Here is a 25405-nt window from a genome sequence, read left to right as displayed (position 1 = left end):
GCGCGCGCCGCAGGGCCTGTCGTCCCGTATGCCCGCCCCAAAGGGCATCCGATGAAAACACTGGCCAAACTCCCCGTCACCATCGTTACCGGCTTCCTCGGCTCGGGCAAGACCACGTTGCTGCGCCACATGCTCGATAACGCCCAGGGCCGTCGCATAGCCGTGATCGTCAACGAGTTCGGCGAACTGGGCATTGACGGCGAAATCCTCAAGCAATGCTCCATCGGGTGTACCGAAGAAGAAGCCAACGGCCGCGTGTACGAACTGGCCAACGGCTGCCTGTGCTGCACCGTGCAGGAAGAGTTCTTCCCGGTGATGCGCGAACTGGTTGCCCGTCGTGGTGACCTTGACCATATCCTGATCGAAACCTCGGGGCTGGCCTTGCCAAAACCCTTGGTGCAAGCGTTCCAGTGGCCGGAAATCCGCAGCGCCTGCACGGTTGACGCGGTGATCACTGTGGTCGACAGCCCGGCCGTGGCCGCCGGCACTTTCGCTGCGTTCCCGGATCAAGTCGACGCCCAGCGCAAACTGGACCCGAACCTGGACCACGAGTCGCCTTTGCACGAGCTGTTCGCCGACCAACTGGCCAGCGCCGATCTGGTGATCCTCAACAAAGCCGACCTGATCAGCACCGAAGACCTGGCCCGCGTGCGCCTGGAAGTGGCCGAAGAGTTGCCGCCGGCGGTTAAGATCATCGAAGCCAGCAGCGGTCGCCTGCCATTGGACGTGCTGATCGGCCTGGGTGCCGGCTCCGAAGAGCATATCGACGCTCGCCACAGCCATCACGATCACCACCATGAAGGCGAAGACGACCACGATCACGATGCTTTCGACTCCATCTCCATCGACCTGCCTCAAGCCGACGAAGCACTGTTGCTGGACGCCCTGACCCAATTGGTGGTGCAACACGGCATTTTGCGCGTCAAAGGCTTTGCTGCTATCCCGAACAAGCCGATGCGCCTGCTGATCCAGGGCGTGGGCACACGCTTTGACAAGCACTTCGACCGTGCCTGGGGTGCCGATGAAGCGCGTATCACGCGCCTGGTGCTGATCGGTCAGGAGCTGGACGCCGCTGGCCTTGAAGCGCAATTGCGCGCTGCCCTCAGCGTTTAACCATGCACCTGCTCAGGACCCAACCCGGTGGTTTCGTCGCGGACGACAATATTGCCGACCTTGGCCAAACCCCCGCCGAGCTGGTGATCCTGTGCAGCGGTGACTCCAGCCTGGCGCTGCTGGCCGAAGCCGCCCAGCAGTTGCCCGAGGATTACCCCAGCCTGCGCCTGGCCAACCCGATGCAGGTGCAGAACCACGCCTCGGTCGACCTGTACGTCGATGAGGTGTTGCGTCACGCCAAGGTCATCCTGATTTCCTTGCATGGCGGCATTGGTTATTGGCGCTACGGCATCGAGCGCCTGGTGGAGTTGGCCGAGCGTGGCGTCACGTTGATCCTGGTGCCGGGGGATGATCGTCCAGACCCGGAACTCAGCGGCCTGAGCACTGTTGCTGCTGAACAGCGCGAGCGTCTGTGGCACTTTTTGCGCCAGGGCGGCCTTGGCAATGCGTTGGACTTTTATCACTGCCTGGCCAGCGCCCATCTGGGCCGCGACTATGCCTGGGCCGAGCCACAAACCTTGCCGCGTACGGCGATCTATCACCCGCACAAAGCCAATGCCCGCCTCAATGACTGGCAGGCGGATTGGCGCGCCGACTTTCCCGTGGCCGCGGTGCTGTTCTACCGCTCCCACTTGCAGGCGGCCAATACCGGGTTTATCGATGTGTTCTGCCAGCGCTTGCAGGCAGCGGGCCTGAACCCATTGCCCATCGCAGTGGCCAGTTTGAAAGAGCCCGGTTGCCTCACAGTGGTCGAGGACCTGTTGGACGACGTGCAAGTCGCGGTGATCCTCAACACCACAGGCTTTGCCCAATCCAGCCCCGAAGCGCCGCATCTGCGACCGTTTCGGCGCAACGTCCCGGTGATCCAGGCGATCTGCGCCCAGGATAACCAGCCCGGCTGGGAGGCCAACGAACAGGGGCTCGGCCCCCGCGACCTGGCCATGCATATTGCCTTGCCCGAGCTGGATGGGCGCATCATCAGCCGGCCGATCAGCTTCAAGGACCTGGCCTGGCGCAGCGAGCGCAGCCAGTCTGACGTGGTGTGCTACCGCGCAGCGCCCGAGCGCATGGATTTTGTCGCTGAACTGGCGCGGCGTTGGGTTGACTTGGCCCGGGTGCCGAATGCCGACAAACGCATCGCCCTGATCCTCGCCAACTACCCGACCCGTGACGGTCGCATCGGTAACGGTGTGGGCCTGGACACGCCAGCAGCGGCGCTGAATATCCTGCGGGCCTTGCAGGTTGAAGGCTATCCGGTGGCGCCGGCGCTTGCGGACAGCGGCACCGCACTGATCCACGAGCTGCTCGGCGGTGTCACCAACGACCTCGACAGCCTCGACCAGCGCCCGTGCCATCAAAGCCTGGGCCTGGCCGAGTACCAGGCGTTGTTCGATCGACTGCCCGAGTCCAATCGCCAGGCCGTGCTGGAACGTTGGGGTGCTCCACAAAACGATCCAATGTTCCGCGACGGCCGCATGATGATCGCCGGCCTGCGCCTGGGCCTGACCTTCGTCGGCATCCAGCCTGCCCGGGGTTACCAGGTGGACGCGAGTGCCGTGTACCACGACCCGGACCTGGTGCCGCCCCATGGGTACCTGGCGTTCTATTTCTGGCTGCGTCACACCTACGGCGCACACGGCGTGATTCATGTGGGCAAGCACGGCAACCTGGAGTGGTTGCCGGGCAAGGGCGTGGGCCTGTCGGAAAACTGCTGGCCGGATGCATTGCTGGGGCCGCTGCCGAACATCTACCCGTTTATCGTCAACGACCCGGGCGAGGGTGCCCAGGCCAAGCGGCGTACCCAGGCCGTGATCATCGACCATCTGATGCCACCGTTGACCCGTGCCGAAACCTACGGCCCGTTGCGTAACCTTGAGTTGTTGGCCGACGAGTATTACGAGGCGCAATTGCTCGACCCGCGCCGCGCCCTTGAGTTGCAAAAAGACATTCTCAAGCTGGTGCGCGAAACCCGCATCGACCAGGAGCTGGAGCTGGACAGCGAGACTGACGCCGACATCTGGTTGCCGCGCCTGGACACCTACCTGTGCGATTTGAAGGAGTCGCAGATCCGCGACGGCCTGCATGTCTTTGGCGAGTCGCCCGAGGGCCGCTTGCGCATCGACACCTTGCTGGCGTTGCTGCGCATTCCCCGTGGCGATGGCCGTGGCCCGCAATCGAGCCTGTTGCGGGTGCTGGCCAAGGCCTTCGAACTGGGCTTCGATCCGCTCGATTGCGCCTTGGCCGAACCATGGACGGGGCGGCGCCCGTTGGTACTGCAAAAGATCGACGGGCAGTTGTGGCGCACCGCCGGCGATACCCGCGAACGCCTGGAGCTTTACGCAACGCGCTTGATCGAGCAGGCGCTGGAAGGCCCTGTCGAGCAGTTGGAAGAGCCTGGCTGGGAGGACGTCAAGTCGGTCGTCGAAAGCCTGCGCATCGTGGTGGCGCCACGCCTGGACGCCTGCGGCCCGGCGGAAATGCGCGGCCTGCTCGATGCCTTGAGCGGGCGCTTCGTCCCGGCAGGGCCCAGCGGTGCGCCCAGTCGCGGACGCCTGGATGTGCTGCCGACCGGGCGTAACTTCTTTACCGTGGACGTACGCAACCTGCCAACCACCACAGCCTGGCGCATCGGTTTCCAATCGGCCAACCTGATTCTGGAACGCCATCTACAGGATCATGGCGATCATTTGCGCCAACTCGGCCTGTCGGTATGGGGCACGGCCACCATGCGCACCGGCGGTGATGATATCGCCCAGGCCATGGCGCTGATGGGCGTGCGCCCGGTATGGGCCACCGGCAGCCAGCGGGTCGACGATTTTGAAATCCTGCCGATCAGCCTGCTGGATCGCCCGCGTGTCGACGTGACCCTGCGCGTGTCCGGCTTCTTCCGCGATGCCTTCGCCAACCTGATCCGCCTGTTCGACGCAGCGGTGCAGGCGGTGGCGGCCCTGGATGAACCGGACGACATGAACCCTTTGGCCGCCAAGGTGCGCAGCGAGCGCCAGGCGCTGGTTGAGTCGGGCCTGAATGCAGAGGCTGCGGCCAAGCAGGCCGGCTGGCGCATCTTCGGCGCCAAACCGGGCGCCTATGGCGCGGGCGTGCAGGGCGCGGTTGACGGGCGCCTGTGGCAGAGCCGCGAGGACTTGGCCGAGGTCTACCTGAACTGGGGCGGCTATGCCTACGGGGGCTCCGATGAAGGCACCGCCGCCCGCGAGCAGTTTGCCCAGCGCCTGAGCCAAGTGCAGGCGGTGTTGCAGAACCAGGACAACCGCGAGCACGACTTGCTCGACTCCAATGATTACTACCAATTCCAGGGCGGTATGCTCGCCGCCGTGGAAACCCTCAGCGGTGACAAGGCCGCCAGTTATCATGGCGACCACAGTCAGCCGGACTTGCCCAGAATCCGCACCTTGAAGGAAGAGCTGAACCGGGTGATCCGCGCCCGCGCCGCCAACCCCAAGTGGATCGAAGGCGTGAAACGCCATGGCTATAAAGGCGCGTTTGAAATGGCCGCGACCGTGGACAACCTGTTCGCTTTCGACGCCACCACCGCGTTGATCGACGACCATCAATATGCACTGCTCGCCGATGCCTACCTGCTGGACCCTGACACCCGGGCGTTTGTGCAGCAGCACAACCCCGATGCCCTGCGCGACATGACCGAGCGTATGCTCGAAGCCCAGCAGCGGGGCATGTGGCAGGCGCCGGGGGCTTATCGCGAAGCACTGGAAAACCTCTTGCTGGATATAGAAGAAGACAGCTGATGACCGAGATTTCCCATTTTCCGCTGTCCGCCGTGGTCGGTGCTGACGACCTGAAACTGGCGCTGTGCCTGACCGCCATCGACCCCCGCATCGGCGGCGTGCTGATCGAAGGCCCGCGAGGCATGGCCAAGTCGACCCTGGCCCGTGGGCTGGCGGACCTCCTCGCCAGTGGCCAGTTCGTGACTTTGCCCCTGGGCGCGACCGAGGAACGCCTGGTCGGCACGTTGGACCTGGATGCCGCACTGGGCGAAGGCCGTGCACAATTTTCCCCTGGCGTGTTGGCCAAGGCTGACGGCGGCGTGCTGTATGTGGATGAAGTCAACCTGCTGGCCGACCATTTGGTGGACCTGCTGTTGGACGTGGCCGCCAGCGGCACCAACCTGATCGAGCGCGACGGTATTTCCCATCGGCATTCGGCGCGCTTTGTGCTGATCGGCACCATGAACCCGGAGGAGGGGGAGTTGCGCCCGCAGTTGCTCGACCGCTTTGGTTTCAATGTGGCGCTGAGCGGGCAGACCTTGCCCGCCGAACGTGGGCAGATCATTCGTCGTCGTCTGGATTTCGACAGTGATCCGGCGGCCTTCTGCGCGCAGTGGGCCGCGCCGCAAGCCGAGTTGCGCGAACGCTGCACGCAGGCGCGGGCGCGACTCGACAGCATCGACCTGGACGATCACGCGTTGGCGCAGATTACCGAACGCTGCTTTGCCGCAGGCGTGGACGGTATGCGCGCCGACCTGGTCTGGCTGCGTGGTGCCCGGGCCCATGCGGCGTGGCGAGGCGCGTCAGCCATTGCCGAGCAAGACATCGAAGCGGTGGCCGAGTTTGCCTTGCGCCATCGCCGTCAGCAGCAAACGCCCGCGGCCGCACCGCCGAATCAAGGGCAGTCGTCGAAACCGTCTGAAAGCTCGCCCGGCCAAGGCCAATGGGGCGATATGCCTGCGCCGGCCTTGCCCACGGGCGCCCGCCGCGATGTGCCGGCCTGGCCAAAAAAGCCCTAGGCATTCGCCCCCGACCTGACGCGGGGGCGGATGCCCGGCCCCAGGCGGGGCGACTGGACAACGGCAGGCAGGGCAAGGCGCGCAGCGCACAGAAAGGCAGGATCAATTGGCCGGGTACGTTGCTCGGTGGACGGCCACAATGCCGTGATGATCTGCTGTTCCACCTGCGTAGCCGTTCGGCGCCGGAACTGTGGTTGGTAATCGTCGATGCCTCGGCGTCCACCCGGCGCCATCGGGCGTTGACCGATGCCAAGGGTTTGTTGGCTCAGCTGTTCGACGACGCTTATCGGCAACGGGCGCGCATGGCGCTGTTGACGGCCAGCGGATCAGCGCCGAAGTGGCAGGTGCAGGGCTTGAAGGCGGCAAAGGGATTGACGGGTTGGCTGGAGCAGTTAGGCGCCGGTGGCGGTACGCCATTGCTCGCCGCCTTGAGCGAGGCCGGGCAGTGGCTCAAAGCGCGGCGCAAGCGTTACCCGGCGCAGCAACAGCGATTGCTGGTGATCACTGATGGTCGGCTCAAAGCCATTGATGGGTTGCCGCCGTTGGAGTGTCCGGGGTTACTGGTAGACATTGAGCGCGGGCCGATCAGGTTGGGACGGGCTCAGGAGTTGGCGATGGGGTTGCAGTTGGATTATCAGCATATCGATGATGTGTAGTGCCTGGGCAATCGACATCGGGAGCAAGCCCCCTCCCACATTTTTCAGTGCGCCGCACTACCTTGTGGAAGGGGGCTTGCCCCCGATGGCTGCCTTGAATACACCGAGGATTTATCAGCCTGCCCCCGGCACATTCGGCCAAAGATCCGCCACCAGAAACAACCGCTCCGCTTCCTCCCAGTCCTCACCGTTCTGCACCATCCGAACCAGTAACTGCGCCGGTGCCATCGGATCCAGGTCCTTCAGCCAGCTTTGCATCTGCGCTTCACTCCACACTTGATCCGCCGTGTAATGCGCAGGTGCCAACCAGGCGTGGCGGGGCAGGGGTTGCCAGTGGCCGGGTGGGCGGGTGCTGACAAAATCCGACCAGTCACGCTGATGCAACCAGCAACCACGCAGATGCTGCGGGTGGGCGCCGATTGGGGGTTGCGCCGTGCCAGGCCAGGGATAGAGCAGATAACCGCCCAGCCACAAATGCGCATCGAACACCTGGATATCCAGCGCCGCCAAGGCGTCGCGGCTCTCGGCCCGCGCAGAAATCGGCAGTTGATGTTCGGCCAGGTGCGCCAGCTTGCGGTCCAGCCGGTCATGGCAGCCCGGCCCGAGCCATAGCGCGGTGTCCTGGCCATTGCCGTCCTGTGGGCCAAGATAGAGTTTGATCGCCAGTTCCAGATGGTGCACGCCATCGCGGTCGCGCAACAGCATGTCCAGTTCGCCCAGGGTATGCCCGGCGCGGCGGATCGGCAGGTTGGCGGCCAGCAATTCCACACCCGGCGCGTGCTGCACGGCAAACTGCCACAGGCGCTCGTAATAGAGGCCCAGGCGCCGTGTGCGCGACAGGCTGAGCCACTGCTGCAGGGCGCTGCTGTCCTGATCAAGCGCACGCAGCCAATGCTCAAGCCGGTGTGGCGCCTGCACCCAGTCACTGCCGGCCAGCGGGTGGCGCTGCGGCCACGGCGTTTGCGCCAGCATGGGCGGGGCGAGGATCACCCACGCCAGGTCGCGCACCTCGGGGTGGCGCAATTGGCGGGGCAAGTTGTGCAAGTCAGGGAACACGGTCATGGTCCGAGCATAGCCTTTTCAGCCGGGTGAAGGTGTCTGAGAACCATTGTCATCAAGGCGTGGCGGCGACAAAGGATTTTGCCTGAGGCGGCCTTTCGCCCATAATCGTTCTTTTTTGCCGCACCCCAAATCCCGCAGGAGCCCCATGGAGCAATTTCGCAATATCGGCATTATCGGTCGCCTGGGCAGTACCCAGGTGTTGGACACCGTCCGCCGGCTGAAGAAGTTTCTGCTCGAGCGCCACCTGCATGTGATCCTCGAAGACACCATCGCCGAAATCCTCCCGGGCCACGGCCTGCAGACCTCGTCGCGCAAGATGCTCGGCGAGGTCTGCGACATGGTCATCGTGGTCGGCGGCGATGGCAGCCTGCTCGGCGCCGCCCGGGCGCTGGCGCGGCATAACGTGCCGGTGCTGGGGATCAACCGCGGCAGCCTGGGGTTTCTGACCGACATCCGCCCCGATGAGCTGGAAGTCGAAGTGGCCAAGGTGCTCGACGGCCATTACCTGGTGGAAAACCGCTTCCTGCTGCAAGCCGAAGTGCGCCGCCATGGCGAGGCGATCGGCCAGGGCGATGCCCTCAACGATGTGGTGCTGCACCCGGGCAAATCCACGCGGATGATCGAGTTCGAGCTGTATATCGACGGCCAGTTTGTGTGCAGCCAGAAGGCCGACGGCCTGATTGTCGCCACGCCTACCGGCTCCACCGCGTATGCACTATCGGCCGGTGGCCCGATCATGCATCCCAAGCTCGATGCCATTGTGATCGTGCCGATGTACCCCCATATGTTGTCCAGTCGACCGATTGTGGTCGATGGCAACAGTGAATTGAAAATCGTGGTGTCCAAAGACATGCAGATCTACCCGCAAGTCTCCTGCGACGGGCAGAACCATTTCACCTGCGCCCCCGGTGACACCATCACCGTGAGCAAGAAGGCACAGAAGTTGCGCTTGATCCACCCGCTGGATCACAACTACTACGAAGTGTGCCGTACCAAGTTGGGCTGGGGCAGCCGCTTGGGGGGTGGGGGCGACTGATGCTCGATCCCGCGCGTAGCTACGACCTGATTGGTGACGTGCACGGTTGCGCTCATACCCTTGAGCACTTGCTCGACCAATTGGGTTACCACAAGCAGGGCGGCACCTGGCGCCATCCGTCGCGCATGGCGGTGTTCCTGGGCGATATCATCGACCGTGGCCCACGCATCCGCGAGGCGCTGCATATCGTCCATGATATGACCGAGGCCGGCCAGGCGCTGTGCATCATGGGCAACCATGAGTTCAATGCGCTGGGCTGGACCACCCCGGCACCACCCGGCAGCGGCAGGCAGTTCGTGCGCGAGCACAACCCACGTCATGCGCGGTTGATCCAAGAGACCCTGACCCAGTTCGAGCACCACCCGGCCGACTGGCACGACTTCCTCGGCTGGTTCTACGACATGCCGCTGTTTGTCGATGCCGGGCGTTTTCGCGTGGTGCACGCGTGCTGGGATGAAGGCTTCATCCAGCCATTGCGCGCCACCTTCCCGGATGGCTGCATCGACCAGCACTTCCTGCAAGCCGCCGCCGTACCGGGCAGCTTCGCCTGCAACGCCTTCGATCGGCTGTTGCGCGGCACCGATATGCGCCTGCCCGACGGTCTGACCCTGACCGGCGGAGATGGCTTGACGCGGTCGTTCTTCCGCACCAAGTTCTGGGAAGATGACCCCAAGACCTACGGTGACATCGTGTTCCAGCCCGACGCTTTGCCAGAGCCGGTGGCGCGCACGCCGTTGTCGTCCACCGAAAAGAATTCCCTGCTGCGCTACGGCGTCGACGAGCCGTTGTTGTTCGTCGGCCATTACTGGCGCAGTGGCAAACCGGCGCCGATCCGCCCGAACCTGGCCTGCCTGGACTACAGCGCGGTGCTGTACGGCAAGCTGGTGGCGTATCGACTCGACCAGGAAACCCAACTGGATCCGCGTAAATTTGTATGGGTCGACGTTGAGCGACCCGAGGCCATTCCATGAGTACCGTAGCCGTATTGCGCTTGCCCCTGAGTGTCGACCTGGGTGGTTTCGTCAAGTTGCTGCAACGCATGCAGGTGCCCCATCGCGTCAGTGAAGAGGCGGGTGAGCAAGTGTTGTGGGTGCCTGAAACCATCAGCGATGACGTGCGCGTGTTGTATCAACGCTTTCCTGCCGGCGACCCGGACCAGCAGCTGGATATTCCTGAACAGGCGCCAGTTGCACGGCCAGGTTTCGTCCAGCAGCTGCGTCATAGCCCTGTCACGGCGCTGGTGCTGTTGGCCAGCCTGATTGTCGGCGCCGTGACCCTGCTTGGTGAAAACCTGCAAGCCATGGCCTGGCTGACGTTCCTGCCGTTCCGGGTGCTGGGCGAGTACATCCAGTTCACGCCGTTGGCCGACACGCTCGCTTCAGGGCAGTGGTGGCGATTGGTCACGCCGATGCTGATCCACTTCGGCATCCTGCACCTGGCCATGAACGGCATGTGGTACTGGGAGTTGGGCCGGCGCATCGAAGCGCGCCAGGGCAGTATCAACTTGCTGGGGCTGACCCTGTTGTTCAGCCTGGTCTCCAACTACGCGCAATACGCTTATGGCGGCCCTGGCCTGTTCGGTGGCTTGTCCGGTGTGTTGTATGGCCTGCTCGGGCATTGCTGGATCTTTCAACTATTGTCACCCAACCCAGCCTATCGCCTGCCCCGTGGGGTGCTGGTGATGATGCTGGTGTGGCTGCTGCTCTGCCTGTCGGGGCTGGTCTCGATGATCGGCTTCGGCCAAATCGCCAACGCGGCCCATGTCGGCGGCCTGGTTATCGGTTGCCTCACCGGTTTGCTCGGCGGGCTGTACAACCGTCGCAAATCGTCTATTTGATAAGGAAGAGCCGAATGTCCTCTTTTGCTGAAATGATCGAAAACATCACCCCCGATATCTACGAAAGCCTCAAGCTCGCCGTGGAAATCGGCAAATGGTCCGATGGCCGCAAGCTCACCGCCGAACAGCGCGAATTGTCCCTGCAAGCGATGATCGCCTGGGAGATCCAGAACCTGCCCGAAGAGCAGCGTACCGGCTATATGGGCCCGCAGGAATGCGCGTCCAAGTCGGAGCCGGTGGCGAACATCCTGTTCAAGTCGGATGCGATCCATTGATTGAAATTGGTCGCGGTGCAGTCAGCAAAATGTCGGCGCAACTTGGTGAGCCGACCGTTCAATATGCGTTTCGCCTGGGCGATGTCGAGGTGCCGGTCAATCCGATGATCGGCACCCATGTGCGCCTGGAGTACCTGGGTGCCATTCATTGCAGCCATTGCGGGCGCAAGACCAAGACCAGCTTCAGTCAAGGGTATTGCTACCCGTGCATGACCAAGCTGGCCCAGTGTGACCTGTGCATCATGAGCCCCGAGCGTTGCCATTACGACGCCGGCACCTGCCGTGATCCAGGCTGGGGCGAAAAATTCTGCATGACCGACCATGTGGTGTACCTGGCCAATTCGTCGGGGGTCAAGGTCGGCATTACTCGCGCTACTCAACTGCCCACCCGCTGGCTGGACCAGGGTGCCAGCCAGGCATTGCCGATCATGCGCGTGTCGACTCGCCAGCAGTCCGGCTTCGTCGAAGACCTGTTCCGCAGCCAGGTGGCCGACAAGACCAACTGGCGCGCCTTGCTCAAGGGCGACGCGCAATCGGTGGACCTCAAGCAGGTGCGCGATGAGCTGTTCGCCTCCTGCGCCGAAGGCTTGCTGGGTTTGCAGGAACGCTTTGGCCTGCAAGCCATCCAAACCATTGCCGACATCGAGCCGATTGAAATCCGCTACCCGGTCGAGCAGTATCCGACCAAGATCGTCAGCTTCAACCTGGACAAGAACCCGATTGCCGAAGGCACGCTGCTGGGGATCAAGGGCCAATACCTGATCTTCGATACCGGCGTCATCAATATTCGTAAATACACGGCCTACCAGCTCGCCGTGCATCAGTAGAAGGATCCCAAGCATGCGCACCGAACAACCGAAGATGATTTACCTTAAGGACTATCAGGCGCCGGACTACCTGATCGACGAGACGCACCTGACCTTCGAGTTGTTCGAGGACCACAGCCTGGTCCACGCGCAGCTGGTGCTGCGCCGCAACCCCGAGCGCGGCGCCGGTTTGCCGCCCTTGGTACTCGACGGCCAGCAACTTGAGCTGTTGAGCGTCAACCTGGCCGACCGGCCGCTGACGGACGCTGACTACCAGTTGACCGACAGCCACCTGACCGTGCAGCCAAAGAGTGAGACCTTCACCCTCGACACCACCGTCAAGATCCATCCGGAAACCAACACTGCCCTGGAAGGTTTGTACAAATCCAGCGGTATGTTCTGCACCCAGTGCGAGGCCGAGGGCTTTCGCAAGATCACTTACTACCTCGACCGCCCGGACGTAATGAGCGTGTTCACCACCACGGTGATCGCCGAGCAGCATAGCTACCCGGTGCTGTTGTCCAACGGCAATCCGATTGCCAGTGGCCCTGGCGAAGACGGCCGGCACTGGGCGACCTGGGAAGATCCGTTCAAGAAGCCGGCGTACCTGTTTGCGCTGGTGGCCGGTGACCTGTGGTGCGTCGAAGACAGCTTCACCACCATGACCCATCGCGAAGTCGCGTTGCGCATCTACGTCGAGCCGGAAAACATCGACAAGTGCCAGCACGCCATGACCAGCCTGAAGAAATCCATGCGCTGGGACGAAGAAACCTACGGCCGCGAGTACGACCTGGATATCTTCATGATCGTGGCGGTCAACGATTTCAACATGGGCGCCATGGAGAACAAGGGCCTCAATATCTTCAACTCCAGCGCCGTGCTGGCCCGCGCCGAAACCGCTACCGACGCCGCCCATCAGCGCGTCGAAGCCATCGTCGCCCACGAATACTTCCACAACTGGTCGGGCAACCGCGTGACCTGCCGCGACTGGTTCCAGTTGTCGCTCAAGGAAGGCTTCACCGTGTTCCGTGATTCGGGCTTCTCCGCCGACATGAACTCGGCCACGGTCAAGCGCATTCAGGATGTGGCCTATCTGCGTACGCACCAGTTCGCCGAAGACGCTGGCCCTATGGCCCACGCGGTGCGCCCGGACAGCTTTATCGAGATCTCCAACTTCTACACCCTGACCGTTTACGAAAAGGGCTCGGAAGTAGTCGGCATGATCCACACCTTGCTCGGCGCCGAAGGCTTCCGCAAAGGCAGTGACCTGTACTTCGAACGCCATGACGGTCAGGCCGTGACCTGCGACGACTTTATCAAGGCCATGGAAGACGCCAATGGCGCCGACCTCAGCCAGTTCAAACGCTGGTACAGCCAGGCGGGTACGCCACGCTTGGCGGTGAGCGAGTCCTACGACGCGGCGGCCAGGACCTACAGCCTGACCTTCCGCCAGAGCTGCCCGCCAACGCCGGACAAGGTCGAAAAACTGCCGTTCGTGATCCCGGTGGAATTGGGCCTGCTGGACGGGCAGGGCGCCGCAATCAACTTGCGCCTGGCCGGTGAGGCTACAGCTGCAGGCACCTCACGAGTGATCTCGGTGACTGAAGCCGAGCAGACGTTCACCTTCGTCGATGTCGCTGAAAAGCCGTTGCCTTCGCTGTTGCGTGGGTTTTCGGCGCCGGTGAAATTGAGCTTCCCGTATAACCGCGATCAGTTGATGTTCCTGATGCAGCACGACAGCGACGGCTTCAACCGCTGGGATGCCGGCCAGCAGCTGTCGGTGCAGGTGTTGCAGGAACTGATCGCCCAGCATCAGGCAGGCCAGCCGCTGAAGCTGGACCAGCGCCTGATCGATGCGCTGCGCACGGTATTGAGCGACGAAAGTCTCGACCAGGCCATGGTCGCGGAAATGCTCTCGCTGCCAAGTGAAGCCTACCTGACGGAAATCAGCGAAGTGGCGGATGTGGATGCGATCCACGCGGCCCGTGAATATGCCCGCAAGCAACTGGCCGAGAACCTGTTCGAAGGCTTGTGGCTGCGCTACCAGGCCAATCGTGAGCTGTCCAAGCAAACGCCGTACGTGGCAGAGGCCGAGCACTTTGCCCGCCGTGCCTTGCAGAACATCGCGTTGTCGTACCTGATGCTCAGCGGCAAGCCAGAAGTATTGGCGGCCACCCTGGATCAGTTCGACACCAGCGATAACATGACCGAACGCCTGACGGCCCTTGCGGTGCTGGTGAACTCGCCGTTCGAAGCGGAAAAGGCCCAGGCGCTGGCGGTGTTTGCCGAGAACTTCAAGGACAACCCGTTGGTCATGGACCAGTGGTTCAGTGTTCAGGCCGGCAGCACGTTGCCGGGCGGGCTGGCGCGGGTCAAGGCGTTGATGGAACACCCGGCGTTCACCATCAAGAACCCGAACAAGGTGCGCGCCTTGATCGGCGCATTCGCCGGCCAGAATCTGGTCAACTTCCATGCGGCGGATGGCTCGGGTTATCGCTTCCTGGCGGATCTGGTGATCGAGCTCAACACCTTGAACCCGCAGATCGCCTCGCGCCAACTGGCGCCGCTGACGCGCTGGCGCAAGTATGACAGCGCACGCCAGGCGCTGATGAAGGCGCAACTGGAGCGCATTCTCGCGTGTGGCGAGCTGTCCAGCGATGTGTATGAGGTGGTCAGCAAGAGCCTGGCGTAACGTTTTCTGCCTGATGTTCCGGGGGCAAAATGTGGGAGCGGGCTTGCTCGCGAAGGCGGCCAGGCAGCCGACACAGTTATACCGAGTACATATCCATTGCTGCGGTAACGGCTGATATTGGTTCCGCTTTTACAGCGGGTCACTTTTGGAAAAGAGCCCGGAATGCCGGCCCAGCCAAAAGTAACCAAAAGGGCTCTTGCCCCACCACTCGGCACCTCGCTTAGGCTCGGTGTGCCCGTAATCCGCCAGTGATTTGGGGGGGCGCCGCCACGCGCCATCCATGGCGCGGGGCGGCTAAACCGGCATCCCTGCCGGTTTACCCCCCAAATCCCTGTCGAATTTCGGCCAGCGTGGTTTAACGGGGCGTCTGAGATCAAAAGCAGATCAAGATCAAGAGCGGCTCGCTTCGCATCGTGGTTACGGTTGGTGACTACAAACCAGGCTCAACGGGGCGTGCCCCCTCTCATATTTAGTCCGCAGAGCAGCATCTGACATGACGTTCGACTCGCCCCTCATTGCCTACCAGCACGCTATCGCCCAGCAAGGCTTCGTCTCCGACGACGCCCAGCGTCGGGCGGTGCAGGCTTTGCAAACCTGTCACGAGGGGTTGCATCAAGGCCATTCGCCAGTTGCCGGGGTCTATCTGTGGGGGCCGGTGGGGCGTGGCAAGACCTGGCTGATGGACCAGTTCCACCAAAGCCTGCGTGTGCCCGCGCGGCGTCAGCATTTTCATCACTTCATGGGGTGGGTGCATCAGCGCTTGTTCCAGCTCACCGGAACCCAGGATCCTTTGCGGGCGCTGGCTCAGGAGCTGAGCCAGGAAGTGCGCGTGCTGTGCTTCGATGAACTGTTTGTCAATGATATCGGCGACGCGATCATCCTCGGGCGGCTGTTCCAGGTGATGTTCGAGCAAGGCGTGGTAATGGTGTGCACCTCCAACCAGCCGCCTGATCAGTTGTATGCCGATGGCTTCAATCGCGAGCGTTTTCTGCCGGGCATCGACGCGCTCCAGCAGCATATGCAAGTGGTGGCGGTGGACGGTGGCGAAGATCATCGCCTGCATCCGGGGGTGGGGCAGCAACGCTATTGGGTGAATCAACCGAATGCACTGGCTGCGGTGTTCAAGCAATTGAGCCAAGGCCAGGCCGTAAGCAGCGGGGCGGTGAGCGTGGGGTACCGCTCCATTGTGGCGGTGCAGGCCAGTGATACGGTGCTCTGGTGTCGTTACGCCGAACTGTGCGAGCAACCCCTGGCCGCGATGGACTTCATGCTGCTGTGCGATAGCTTCGAGGCCATCCTCCTGGGTGAGGTCCCGAACCTCAGCGCCCAACAGCGCCCGGGGCGGATTGCCCGTGGCACCGAGGACGGCGCCGAGCGTGTGATGGCCGGGGACCGCCAATTGCCGCAACTGTCGGTTCATGATGACAGCGTGCGGCGCTTTATCGCCTTGGTGGACGAATGCTACGACCGCAAGGTGCCACTCTTTATCGAGGCCCGGGTGCCCTTGGAGTGCCTGTACACCGAAGGCTACCTGGAGTTTCCATTTCGTCGCACCCTGAGCCGCTTGCAAGAGATGCAACTGCAGCGCTTTGCTGTCTAGGAAAAATCCCCACTCCAGGGGCTTTTGCGCGATTTGATGCGAGCAACCTTCGCAATTTCTGTCAGATATTTGTAGTTAATCTCCTTCATCTACTGCCGACTCCACGCTTACAATCGAGGCTCTCAAAGGGGAACGAATCCCTGGTTGTCGTTATCGAGGAAGGAAATGGACACCCCAGACATCCTGGTGCTGCAAGCCAGCTATACCAACGAGGTGCACGCCAACGCCATCGGCTTGCTGCTCAACCACTATGCGCAAGACCCGATGGGCGGCGGCCACGCCTTGTCAGCCGATCTGTTGCAGCAACTGCCGGCTGAACTGGCCAAGCGTCCTCATGCGTTCAGCGTGCTGGCATTTGTCGGTGGCGAACCGGCGGGGTTGGTCAATTGTTTTGAGGGCTTCTCGACGTTTGCTTGCCGCCCGCTGGTCAACGTTCACGATGTGATGGTGAGGGAACAGTTTCGTGGCTTGGGCTTGAGCCAGAAAATGCTGCAGAAGGTCGAAGAAATCGCCCGCCAGAGGGGCTGCTGCAAGATTACTCTGGAAGTGCTTGAGGGCAATGAACTGGCGCAATCGGCGTATCGCAAGTTCGGGTTCGATGATTCAGTATTTGATCCGAAGTATGGCCATATGTTGTTTTGGAGCAAGTCGCTGTCATAAATGACTGGCGAAAAAAAGGCGCCATTAGATGGCGCCCAATAAACCTTTGCCAACGGAGCGGGATGGCGCAGGGTATTACGGATTAACTAAGCATTAAATCAACTGTTCGGTTGTTCCTGGCTGACGGTATCGACTTTCAACGTCTTCCCGTCGGCAGAGGCCATTCGTTGCTCTGCTGTGCCGTGAGTTTGCTGTTGAATAAAGCTGAAGTTGTCGTAGAACTCCTTCGAACGCTCTGAACCGCCCTCTGCGAAGGCAGCGGCGGAGGTCAGGGTCATCAGGCTGGCAAGCATCAACGTCGAGATTTTCATCGCGGTATTCCCATTAAGAGTGATAGGTGTCTGGCCGTTCCTTGATCAGAATCATGGAGCGACTATGGCGCTATCTTATTAAGTGGGAATTAACTGACAGGCACTGCGAAGTTAACGATTTTGTTAACTTCGCAGGGAGCGACTACAGCTTCCAGTCCAATGCAAGCGTGATAGATCGCGGGTCACCCCAATACACACCATTATAAAAGCCGACACGTTCGTAATATTTTTTATCAAATAGATTGTTAACGTTAACCGAGGCGGAAACCTGTTCGTCGAACTGGTAGCGTGACATCAGGTTGACCACGGTGTAACCCTGTTGCGTGATCTTCGCCCGCGTGGTTATCGGCCGACCTTCGCTATTGCGTGCCCCTGTGGGCCGGTTACCGAAATCGTAGATTTCGCTTTGCCAGTTCACCGCGCCACCGACGGTGAGGTTGCGCCATGCGCCCGGCAGGCGATAGGCGCTGGAAACCTTCAACAGGTTCAAGGGCTGGCCCGTATTGGTACGTTTGTCTGAGCCATTAAGCGAGTGGGTGTAGGTGTAGCCGGCGGTCAGGTTCCAGTCCGGCCGGATTTCGCCTGCGGCTTCCAATTCGAAGCCGTTGACCTTGTTACCCTTGCCGCCAGACTTGTAGTACTCCTCGCCAGTGACGGGGTTGGGAGGGACCGAGTCATCGCGCTCTGCAACGTTGTCCTGGGTGCTCCAGAAATAGGCGGCCGCCAGGTTCAGACGTTCATTGAGCAGGCTGCCCTTGAGCCCCACCTCATAATTGCTGCCCACCACCGGTTCCAGGTACTTCTTGTTGACGTCACGCCTGTCTTGCGGCTTGAAGATATCGGTGTAGCTTGCGTAAACGGTGTACTGCGGGGTGATGTCATAGAGCAGCCCGGCGTAGGGCGTCCACATGTCGTTGTGGGTCTGGCGTGTTTTGCCGGCAGCCGTCAGTTGATCATTGTCGTTGTATTCAGGCGTGGCGCTTTCCAGCTCCCAGCTGCCGTAGCGGCTACCCAGCACGGCGTGCAAGCGGTCTGTAAGGCTCAGTCGAGTGGCGAGGTAGCCGGCTTTCTGCTGTTTTTTGCTGTGTTCGCCCTTGAGGTCGGTGACCGTGTCGGCGAACTTGCCGATATCGCCCATGTGCTTCCAATCCTCGATGGGGTAGTAGCTGGCAGGCAGGTCGTTACGCATAAAGGGCGAGACGTCCCGTTGGGCGGCCTCGCCATAGCCCATCATCAACCCGTGTTCGCGGCCCAGCAGGGTGTAGCTGCCGGCCAGGTTGAAGTCGATGGCTTCCATCCGCGACGTACCGCGCATATGACTGGCCCAGGCCGTCATGCCGCTGCGGTCCGCATTGGGAAAACCGGTGCCGCCGTAGTAGACCTTGCCGTCGGTGTCACTTTGGCGATGGGTATAGGCAGCCTTCAAATGCCAGTCGCCGCCGAGCCGATGGTCGAGGGTGGCGAAGGTGGTCTTGTCAGTCAGCGGCCAGGAGCTCCAGTGCGCCGCCATATTGGTGGAGCGAGGCAACCTTGCCTTGCCGCCCTGGCTGTTCCAGTAGGGCACAGTGCCCCAGGAGGTGCCTTGTACCTGTTTGTCCTGGTAATCAAAACCTACAGCCAGCACCGTATCGTCTGAAAGGTCACCTTCGAGAATGCCGTAGCCAACTGCCCGCTGCAGCCCATAGTTATCGCGAAAGGATTTGCTGTCACGGTAGGCCAGGACGCTACGCCCGCGCAGCTTACCGTCGAACGCCAAAGGCCCACCTACGTCGATGTAGCTGTAGTAGTTGTCATGGCTCGCGCCACTCACACCGGTCTGTGCCTGCCATTGGGCAGTAGGACGCTTGCGCACCATGTTGACGGTGGCCGAAGGATCGCCCGCGCCAGTGGTCAGGCCCGTGGCGCCGCGTACCACCTCGATACGGTCGTAGATGATGGTGTCGGCGTCGGACTTCATGTAGCCGAATGTATTGAGCATCCCATCAACCTGGAAGTTGTTGATGCCGTAACCGCGGGAGGAGTAGTAGACACGGTCCGAATCGTTATGCTGAACGTTGATGCCGGTGGTCTGGCGCAGCACTTCGGTCAAGGTGTTGAGGTTGAAGTCATCCATCTGCTGGCGTGTGATCACCGAGATCGATTGCGGGGTTTCCTTGATGGAAAGGTTCAGGCGGGTGGCGGTATTCATTGAGCCGGTGGTGTAGGCACCGGTGTGCTCGGTGGTGGACCCAAGGCCGTCGGCGCTGATAGTGGTCGCGCCCAGCTCCAGGGCTTTGCTGGAGGCTTGTCCGGCGTCGATTTCAGCCAGCAGATCCGGGCTCAGCGCAAGACTGAACAGACCGAAGGTAATGGTCATGGAACGGGTAAAAGGCGCGAACATTGCGGCAGACTCCTTGTCGTCTTTTAACCCTCCCGGGGTGGGAGGGCATGGTTCAAAGACGAAAGGAGGTGTGGAACTTTAGGCTTAAACGAGAATGATTGTTATCTTTGTGTTGCAGCGCCCCTGCTTACTTCGCCACCACTTCGGCGCCATTGGCCTTCTTCGGCTTGATCAGGCTGAAGTCGATCAGGGCCTTCTGCTTGGTTTCGTAAGGGTTGCCGATCAACAAGGGCCGAGGCTTGAAGCTGTCGCTGACCAGGCTCTTGCTGTGGTCCAGTTCGTCAAAACTCAAGCCTGCCATGTCGGCCCAGGTATGGATCAACTGCGAACTGCTGTAAGGCCGTTGCAGGTCGCCGGCGAAACTCCAGTCGTGGCTTTCGCGCCACTTCGGTGAGGCGTAGGCCATGAACGGGATGGTGTACATCGGTGCAGTCGGCTTGCCTTCGTTGCGGCCCAGGGTGTCGTGGCCGGCGGAGTCGAACACGTCTTCGCCGTGGTCCGAGAGGTACAGCAAAAAGCCGTTGGGGTCGGTCTTGGCGTAGTCCTTGATCAGGCTGGAGACCACGAAGTCGTTGTACAGCACTGCGTTGTCGTAGCTGTTGTAAGTCGGCAACTGCGCGTCGCTGACACCGGCCGGCACGCCCTGGCGGTCGGTGAACTTGTCGAACGTCGGCGGGTAACGGTACTGGTAGCTCATGTGAGTACCCAGCAGGTGCACCACGATGAACTTGCGCTCGGCGGTATCGGCCAGGGCCTTGGAAAAAGGCGCCAGCACATCGCCGTCGTACTGGCGGGCGTTCTGGTTGCGGTTGTTGTTCAGGTACACCTGCTCGTCGGCCTGTTCGGAAAAGGTCGTGAGCATGGTGTTGCGCTTGGTCATGGTCTGCTGGTTGGTGATCCAGAAGGTCTTGTAGCCGGCCTGTTTCATCACGCTGACAATCGACGGCGTCTTGAGGTACAGGTCCGGGTTTTCTTCATCGGCAAAGGTCAGCACCTGTTGCAGCGCTTCAATGGTATAGGGGCGAGGGGTGATGACGTTATCGAACACGGCCAGTTGGTCGCGCAGCTTGTCCAGTTCCGGCGTGGTGTTGCGCGGATAACCGTACAGGCTCATGCGCTGGCGGTTGGTGGACTCGCCGATTACCAGTACCAGCGTGGACGGCTGGCCGGCCATGCTGTCCTTGAGGTTCTTCAATGGCGGGATCTGGCTGGCGCTGTTGAGCATGCCCTGCATATTGTCCAGCTGTTCGGTGTAGCGACGGTAGGCGACGATCATCTGCCAAGGCACGGCAGGCTCGATACGGGTTTCGAAACGATCAATGGCCAATTCCATGGTTTCGCTGGTGGCGATTTGCTTGACCAGCGGGTAGCCCACAACCGCCAGGACAATGGCGATGGCCGCCACGATCGTCTGGCCGCGAGGCAGGTACACCGGGCGCAGGCGCGTCCAGAGGAAGATAGCGAAGGCGGTGTGGGCTATGAACGCCAGCACGATCCACCAGGCAAAATATTGGGTCGCGTATTCGCCCGCTTCGGAGATGTTCGACTCGAACATGATGAAGATGACGCTCTGGGAGAACTCCTGCTGGTAAATGAAGAAGTAACCCAGGCTGGCCATGGAGCAGGCCCACAACACTACACCGATCAAGGCGGCAAGCAGGCGTGTCTTGCGCGGGAACAGCAACATCGGCGCCAGCCACAGTGCACTCATGAAGAATGCCTGGCGGAAACCACTGAAGCCGGACGTGCCGGTCAGTTGGATAAGAAGCTGGGTAATACCCGAGAAATACCAGAAAAACAGGAATAGCCAACCAAGGCCGGCCCAATCAAAGCCTTTCGCAGTCGTCGTGCTGCGTTTGAACATCGCCATCCAGCGCCCCATCAGTCAATGATCGTCGCGCAGAGTCGCGCGACATCGGGCCGCTCAGAACGTGAGCGGCATCGCGGGCGGGAGTATCAGGATAAGTGTGTGAAAACTTTGTGAGTTTTCCGTAGGTATTGCCTTACAAACTGACCAGGTGCGTTCAGCAGAGCGCCGGCTTGGCCTGGGATGGCAGCTCGAGCTGGGCTTGAAGGTGTGAACGCAGACGCAGGACTTCCTGTTGCAACTGATCGCGCTCGTCCTTCAACTGGCGCAATTCATCGCGACGGATGCTGACGTAGAGGGTCTGTGGCGGGCGGGTCATCTGTGCTGTGCTCATTGCTTACCTCGCAAATAGCCGGTAGATCGCGCTGCTCAAACAGGGTTTGGGCAACAGTCGGAAGCAAGTTTGAATTCTTTTTTGCAGCAAGGGAACTTTTTTATTTTTGGCGGTCGTGTGACTTTTCAGGCGGTGATGGTGAAACGATGGCAACTTTTTTGTCATGAAACTACACGGATCTGCTCTGGACTAACCCTCATTAGCCTCATTGCGCTATAAACTATGTCACACATTTTTTAGAAGTTAGGAGCATCAGCACATGCAACTGGGGATTATCGGACTAGGCCGCATGGGCGGTAACATTGCGCGGCGCCTGATGCTCAATGGGCATACCACCGTTGTATACGACCGTAACGAAGCCTTCGTCAAAGCCTTGAGCGAGGAGGGCGCCACTGGCGTCGCCGACTTGAATGCCCTGGTGGCTGGCCTGCAAAAGCCCCGTGCGGTCTGGGTAATGTTGCCGGCGGGCGCGCCCACCGAAGACACCATCAATGCCTTGAGCGAGCTGCTCGAAGACGGCGATGTGATCATCGACGGCGGCAATACCAACTACAAGGATGATGTACGTCGCGGCAAGGCCCTGGCTGAAAAGGGCCTGCACTACGTTGACGTCGGCACTTCCGGCGGCGTCTGGGGCCTGGAGCGTGGCTATTGCATGATGATCGGCGGCGACGTCGAGACCGTGCAGCGCCTGGACCCGATCTTCAAGAGCCTGGCCCCTGGCCTTGGCAATATCCCGCGCACCAAGGACCGTTCGGCCGCAGCCGACCCACGCGCCGAGCACGGTTATATCCATGCAGGCCCGGCGGGTTCCGGTCACTTCGTCAAGATGATCCACAACGGCATTGAATACGGAATGATGCAGGCGTTCGCCGAAGGTTTTGACATCCTCAAGACCAAGAACTCGGAAAACCTGCCGGAGGATCAGCGCTTTGACCTCAACGTTGCCGATATCGCCGAAGTCTGGCGCCGTGGCAGCGTGGTGTCGTCGTGGCTGCTGGACTTGACCGCCGACGCCCTGGCCACCGACCCGAAACTCGATGGTTACTCCGGTTCCGTAGCGGACAGCGGCGAAGGCCGTTGGACCATCGAAGCGGCCATGGAACAAGCGGTGCCGGTACCGGTGCTGTCGACGTCGCTGTTTGCGCGTTTCCGCTCCCGCCAGCAGAGCACCTACGGCGACAAAATGCTGTCTGCCATGCGCTTCGGCTTTGGCGGCCATGTGGAGACCTCCAAAAAATGACCGCCAACGGCAAGAAACCCAAGGCCGAACCTGCTCCACCTACCACGTTGTTTCTGTTTGGCGCCCATGGCGACCTGGTCAAGCGCCTGCTCATGCCGGCGCTGTACAACCTGAGCCGCGACGGGTTGCTGGGCGATGGCCTGCGTATTGTCGGCGTTGATCACAACGCCATCAGCGACGCAGACTTCGCCAAGAAGCTTGAGGATTTCATTCGCACCGAAGCCGCCAGCAAGGTCCGGGGCAATGCTGAACATGCCCTGGACCCTGCGCTGTGGGCGCAACTGGCCAAGGGCATCAGCTATGTCGAGGGCGACTTCCTCGACGACGGCACCTACGCGGATATTGCGCAGAAGATCGCCGACAGCGGCACCGGCAACGCCGTGTTCTACCTCGCCACTGCGCCGCGCTTCTTCAGTGAAGTGGTGCAGCGCCTGGGCAGTGCCGGTTTGTTGAATGAAACGGACGATGGCTTTCGGCGCGTGGTTATCGAGAAGCCGTTCGGCTCCGACCTGGCCACCGCCGAGGCGCTGAACGCGTGCCTGCTCAAGGTGATGAGCGAGAAGCAGATCTACCGCATCGACCATTACCTGGGCAAGGAGACGGTGCAGAATATTCTGGTCAGCCGCTTCTCCAACGTGCTGTTCGAAGCGTTCTGGAACAACCATTACATCGATCACGTGCAAATCACCGCGGCTGAAACCGTCGGCGTTGAAACCCGAGGTAACTTTTTCGAAAAAACCGGCACACTGCGCGACATGGTGCCCAACCATCTGTTCCAGCTACTGGCGATGGTCGCCATGGAACCGCCGGCAGCCTTTGGTGCCGATGCGGTGCGCGGTGAGAAAGCCAAGGTGGTGGGTGCGATCCGTCCCTGGTCGCTGGAAGATGCGCGGGCCAACTCCGTGCGTGGTCAGTACACCGCTGGCGAAATCGCTGGCAAGCCATTGCCCGGTTATCGCGAAGAAGCCAACGTCGCACCCGACAGCAGCACCGAGACCTTCGTTGCGCTCAAAGTGATGATCGATAACTGGCGTTGGGTCGGTGTGCCGTTTTACTTGCGAACCGGCAAGCGCATGAGCATCCGCGACACCGAGATCGTGATCTGCTTCAAGCAGGCGCCTTATGCGCAATTTCGCGATACCGAAGTCGATGAGCTCAAGCCCACTTACTTGAAAATCCAGATCCAGCCGAACGAAGGCATGTGGTTCGACCTGCTGGCCAAGAAGCCTGGGCCGACTCTGGAGATGGCCAATATCGAGTTGGGTTTTGACTACAAGGACTTCTTCGAGATGCAGCCCTCGACAGGTTACGAAACCCTGATCTACGACTGTTTGACCGGCGATCAGACGTTGTTCCAGCGTGCCGACAACATCGAGAACGGTTGGCGCGCCGTGCAGCCGTTCCTGGATGCATGGAAGGAAGACGACGGTATCCAGGCCTACAAGGCTGGCGAAGATGGCCCGGTGGCAGCGGATGCGTTACTCGCTCGTGACGGCCGCACCTGGCACAGCCTCGGATGAGTGACGTAACGATTCATCCCATCCGCTTTGTCCTCAGTGATGTAGACGGGACGCTGTTGCACCCCGACCACAGCCTCAGCCAGCGTACCGCCGATGCAATTGGTGCGATGCGTGAAGCCGGGGTGCTGTTCAGCCTCGCCAGCGGGCGTCCGCCCAAGGCCATGCTGCATTTGATCGAGACGTTTGGCATCGATGTGCCGGTGGCCGGTTTCAACGGCGGCACGCTGGTCAACCCGGATGGCAGCATCCTGGTGGCTCACCATTTGCCGGCAGAAGCGGCACTGGTCACGCTGGCGCTGTTTTCTGCCGAGCCGGATGTAGAAGTGTGGGTGTTTGCCGACGGCGATTGGCTGCGCCGCGACCCGCCAGGGCCAATGATGCAGCGCGAAGCTGATGGCCTGGGCTATGGCCCGGTGGTCGTGGAGAGTTTCGAGCCCTACCTGGACCGGGTCGATAAGATTGTCGCGGCCAGTAACAACACGCAGTTGCTGGTGGAGTTGGAAGCGCAGTTGCAGCCCAAGGTACAAGGTTTGGCTCAGGTATCGCGTTCGCAGCCGGTGTATCTGGACGTGACCGCAATGCTGGCTAACAAAGGCGAAGCCTTGAAAACCCTGGCTGAGCACCTTGGCGTGCCGCTGAACCGGACCGCCGCCATCGGCGACGGCGGCAACGATCCGGCGATGTTTCACGTGGCTGGGTTGTCGATTGCCATGGGCCAGGCCGAAGAAACCGTCAAGCGTCAGGCCAATTTGGTGACCGGCAGCAACGTCGAGGACGGGGCTGCCGAGGCATTCGAGCGGTTTATTCTCGCGGCACGCTAAGTACTTGAAGTGTTATTGCACAACTTCCAGCCGATGTTTGACGTTGGCTGGAAGTTGCCGCATTGAATTACTTCGGCATTGCCCAGGACTGTAACTGGTAGCCATCTTTGTCGAGCTCGGCGCGAGCCTGCAACAACAGGTCTTCAAGTTGAGCCGGGTCGGTATAGGCAGTCGACGACAGCTGTTTTCTGCCGATACGGGTGTTGGTACGGTCGATGACGCTCAGGCTGAGGGCGCCATTGCCATCGTGCCAGGCCACGCACTGAAAGGGTTGGAAGGCACGGTCTGCAATCAAAAGAGCTTCGTTGATGCGCAGCGGAGCGTTCATTTGGGTCTTCTCTCTGTATGCCCATTCAAGTGAGTACCGGCGGTTGGGCTGACCGTGCGGTGGGTTACTTGTACTGATGCACGATGGTGGGGTGCGGGTCAC

At 61.0% G+C, this 25405-nt stretch carries 21 protein-coding genes; 15 read left to right on the top strand and 6 right to left on the bottom strand.

The window, feature by feature from the left end:
- Positions 1-51: 51 nt before the first annotated feature.
- From cobW to JH25_RS24825, 4 genes are read left to right on the top strand one after another with little or no spacing between them, the layout of a single operon-like run.
- Positions 52-1113 (top strand): cobalamin biosynthesis protein CobW, encoded by a 1062-nt coding sequence (cobW, locus tag JH25_RS24810; RefSeq protein ID WP_032875935.1) that lies wholly within the window; start codon positions 52-54, stop codon positions 1111-1113.
- A 2-nt stretch (positions 1114-1115) separates the two neighbouring features.
- Complete coding sequence (gene cobN / locus JH25_RS24815; RefSeq protein ID WP_032875932.1) at positions 1116-4877, top strand: cobaltochelatase subunit CobN; 3762 nt, start codon at positions 1116-1118, stop codon at positions 4875-4877.
- Entirely contained in the window at positions 4877-5875 is a 999-nt protein-coding gene (locus tag JH25_RS24820) for an ATP-binding protein (RefSeq protein WP_032875930.1), read from the top strand. The genes cobN and JH25_RS24820 overlap by 1 nt, the downstream gene beginning before the upstream one ends.
- 53 nt (positions 5876-5928) lie before the next feature.
- Positions 5929-6531, top strand: coding sequence for a vWA domain-containing protein (locus JH25_RS24825; RefSeq protein WP_032880973.1), 603 nt, complete (start codon positions 5929-5931; stop codon positions 6529-6531).
- A 114-nt stretch (positions 6532-6645) separates the two neighbouring features.
- On the opposite strand, the gene JH25_RS24830 is transcribed toward JH25_RS24825, so the two are convergent.
- Positions 6646-7593, bottom strand: coding sequence for a DUF1853 family protein (locus JH25_RS24830; RefSeq protein ID WP_032875927.1), 948 nt, complete (start codon positions 7591-7593; stop codon positions 6646-6648).
- 145 nt (positions 7594-7738) lie between these two features.
- Between JH25_RS24830 and JH25_RS24835 the strand changes: the two genes are divergently transcribed.
- From JH25_RS24835 to JH25_RS24870, 8 genes are all read left to right on the top strand, one after another.
- Positions 7739-8629, top strand: coding sequence for an NAD(+) kinase (locus tag JH25_RS24835; protein WP_003217892.1), 891 nt, complete (start codon positions 7739-7741; stop codon positions 8627-8629).
- Positions 8626-9600: a metallophosphoesterase gene (locus tag JH25_RS24840; RefSeq protein ID WP_164699547.1), complete on the top strand. Its 975-nt coding sequence runs from the start codon at positions 8626-8628 to the stop codon at positions 9598-9600. Before JH25_RS24835 ends, JH25_RS24840 begins: the two co-directional genes overlap by 4 nt.
- Complete coding sequence (locus tag JH25_RS24845) at positions 9597-10466, top strand: rhomboid family intramembrane serine protease (protein ID WP_032875921.1); 870 nt, start codon at positions 9597-9599, stop codon at positions 10464-10466. The genes JH25_RS24840 and JH25_RS24845 overlap by 4 nt, the downstream gene beginning before the upstream one ends.
- A gap of 14 nt (positions 10467-10480) precedes the next feature.
- The gene (locus JH25_RS24850) at positions 10481-10741 is read left to right on the top strand and encodes a YeaC family protein (protein WP_005788688.1); all 261 of its coding nucleotides are present in this window, start codon (positions 10481-10483) and stop codon (positions 10739-10741) included.
- Positions 10738-11568 carry a DUF2797 domain-containing protein gene (locus JH25_RS24855; RefSeq protein ID WP_005788687.1) on the top strand — a complete coding sequence of 277 codons (831 nt, stop codon included), beginning with the start codon at positions 10738-10740 and terminating at the stop codon, positions 11566-11568. Before JH25_RS24850 ends, JH25_RS24855 begins: the two co-directional genes overlap by 4 nt.
- A 13-nt stretch (positions 11569-11581) precedes the next feature.
- Positions 11582-14239 (top strand): aminopeptidase N, encoded by a 2658-nt coding sequence (gene pepN / locus JH25_RS24860; RefSeq protein WP_032875918.1) that lies wholly within the window; start codon positions 11582-11584, stop codon positions 14237-14239.
- Positions 14240-14732: 493 nt separating this feature from the next.
- Positions 14733-15839, top strand: coding sequence for a cell division protein ZapE (zapE, locus tag JH25_RS24865; RefSeq protein ID WP_032875915.1), 1107 nt, complete (start codon positions 14733-14735; stop codon positions 15837-15839).
- A 165-nt stretch (positions 15840-16004) separates the two neighbouring features.
- A complete protein-coding gene (locus JH25_RS24870; RefSeq protein ID WP_032875912.1) occupies positions 16005-16499 on the top strand; it encodes a GNAT family N-acetyltransferase in 495 nt (164 codons plus the stop codon).
- Between the two features lie 98 nt (positions 16500-16597).
- Here the strand turns inward: JH25_RS24870 and JH25_RS24875 are convergent, their stop codons facing one another.
- The 4 genes from JH25_RS24875 to JH25_RS28535 all read right to left on the bottom strand — a co-directional run bounded on the left by JH25_RS24875 (position 16598) and on the right by JH25_RS28535 (position 21391).
- Positions 16598-16810, bottom strand: a complete 213-nt coding sequence (locus JH25_RS24875; protein ID WP_032875909.1) for a hypothetical protein — start codon at positions 16808-16810, stop codon at positions 16598-16600.
- A 142-nt stretch (positions 16811-16952) separates the two neighbouring features.
- Entirely contained in the window at positions 16953-19190 is a 2238-nt protein-coding gene (locus JH25_RS24880; RefSeq protein WP_032875907.1) for a TonB-dependent siderophore receptor, read from the bottom strand.
- Between the two features lie 127 nt (positions 19191-19317).
- Complete coding sequence (locus tag JH25_RS24885; RefSeq protein WP_032875904.1) at positions 19318-21060, bottom strand: phosphoethanolamine transferase CptA; 1743 nt, start codon at positions 21058-21060, stop codon at positions 19318-19320.
- 154 nt (positions 21061-21214) lie between these two features.
- Positions 21215-21391 carry a DUF6026 family protein gene (locus JH25_RS28535; protein WP_157243918.1) on the bottom strand — a complete coding sequence of 59 codons (177 nt, stop codon included), beginning with the start codon at positions 21389-21391 and terminating at the stop codon, positions 21215-21217.
- A gap of 259 nt (positions 21392-21650) precedes the next feature.
- Here JH25_RS28535 and gnd point away from each other — a divergent pair, with 259 nt between their 5' ends.
- From gnd to JH25_RS24900, 3 genes are read left to right on the top strand one after another with little or no spacing between them, the layout of a single operon-like run.
- On the top strand, positions 21651-22634 hold the full coding sequence (gnd, locus tag JH25_RS24890; RefSeq protein ID WP_032875901.1) for a phosphogluconate dehydrogenase (NAD(+)-dependent, decarboxylating): 984 nt from the start codon (positions 21651-21653) through the stop codon (positions 22632-22634).
- Positions 22631-24154: a glucose-6-phosphate dehydrogenase gene (gene zwf, locus JH25_RS24895; RefSeq protein WP_005788671.1), complete on the top strand. Its 1524-nt coding sequence runs from the start codon at positions 22631-22633 to the stop codon at positions 24152-24154. Before gnd ends, zwf begins: the two co-directional genes overlap by 4 nt.
- Positions 24151-24975: a Cof-type HAD-IIB family hydrolase gene (locus tag JH25_RS24900; RefSeq protein WP_032875898.1), complete on the top strand. Its 825-nt coding sequence runs from the start codon at positions 24151-24153 to the stop codon at positions 24973-24975. The genes zwf and JH25_RS24900 overlap by 4 nt, the downstream gene beginning before the upstream one ends.
- 67 nt (positions 24976-25042) lie before the next feature.
- On the opposite strand, the gene JH25_RS24905 is transcribed toward JH25_RS24900, so the two are convergent.
- Positions 25043-25303, bottom strand: coding sequence for a hypothetical protein (locus tag JH25_RS24905; RefSeq protein ID WP_032875895.1), 261 nt, complete (start codon positions 25301-25303; stop codon positions 25043-25045).
- Positions 25304-25405 lie beyond the last annotated feature (102 nt).

Origin of the sequence: Pseudomonas sp. BRG-100 (assembly GCF_000737955.1) — a bacterium.
Lineage (GTDB): Bacteria > Pseudomonadota > Gammaproteobacteria > Pseudomonadales > Pseudomonadaceae > Aquipseudomonas > Aquipseudomonas synxantha_A.
Note: the sequence above shows the minus strand (reverse complement) of the source record. Positions and strands in the feature narration are given on the sequence as shown.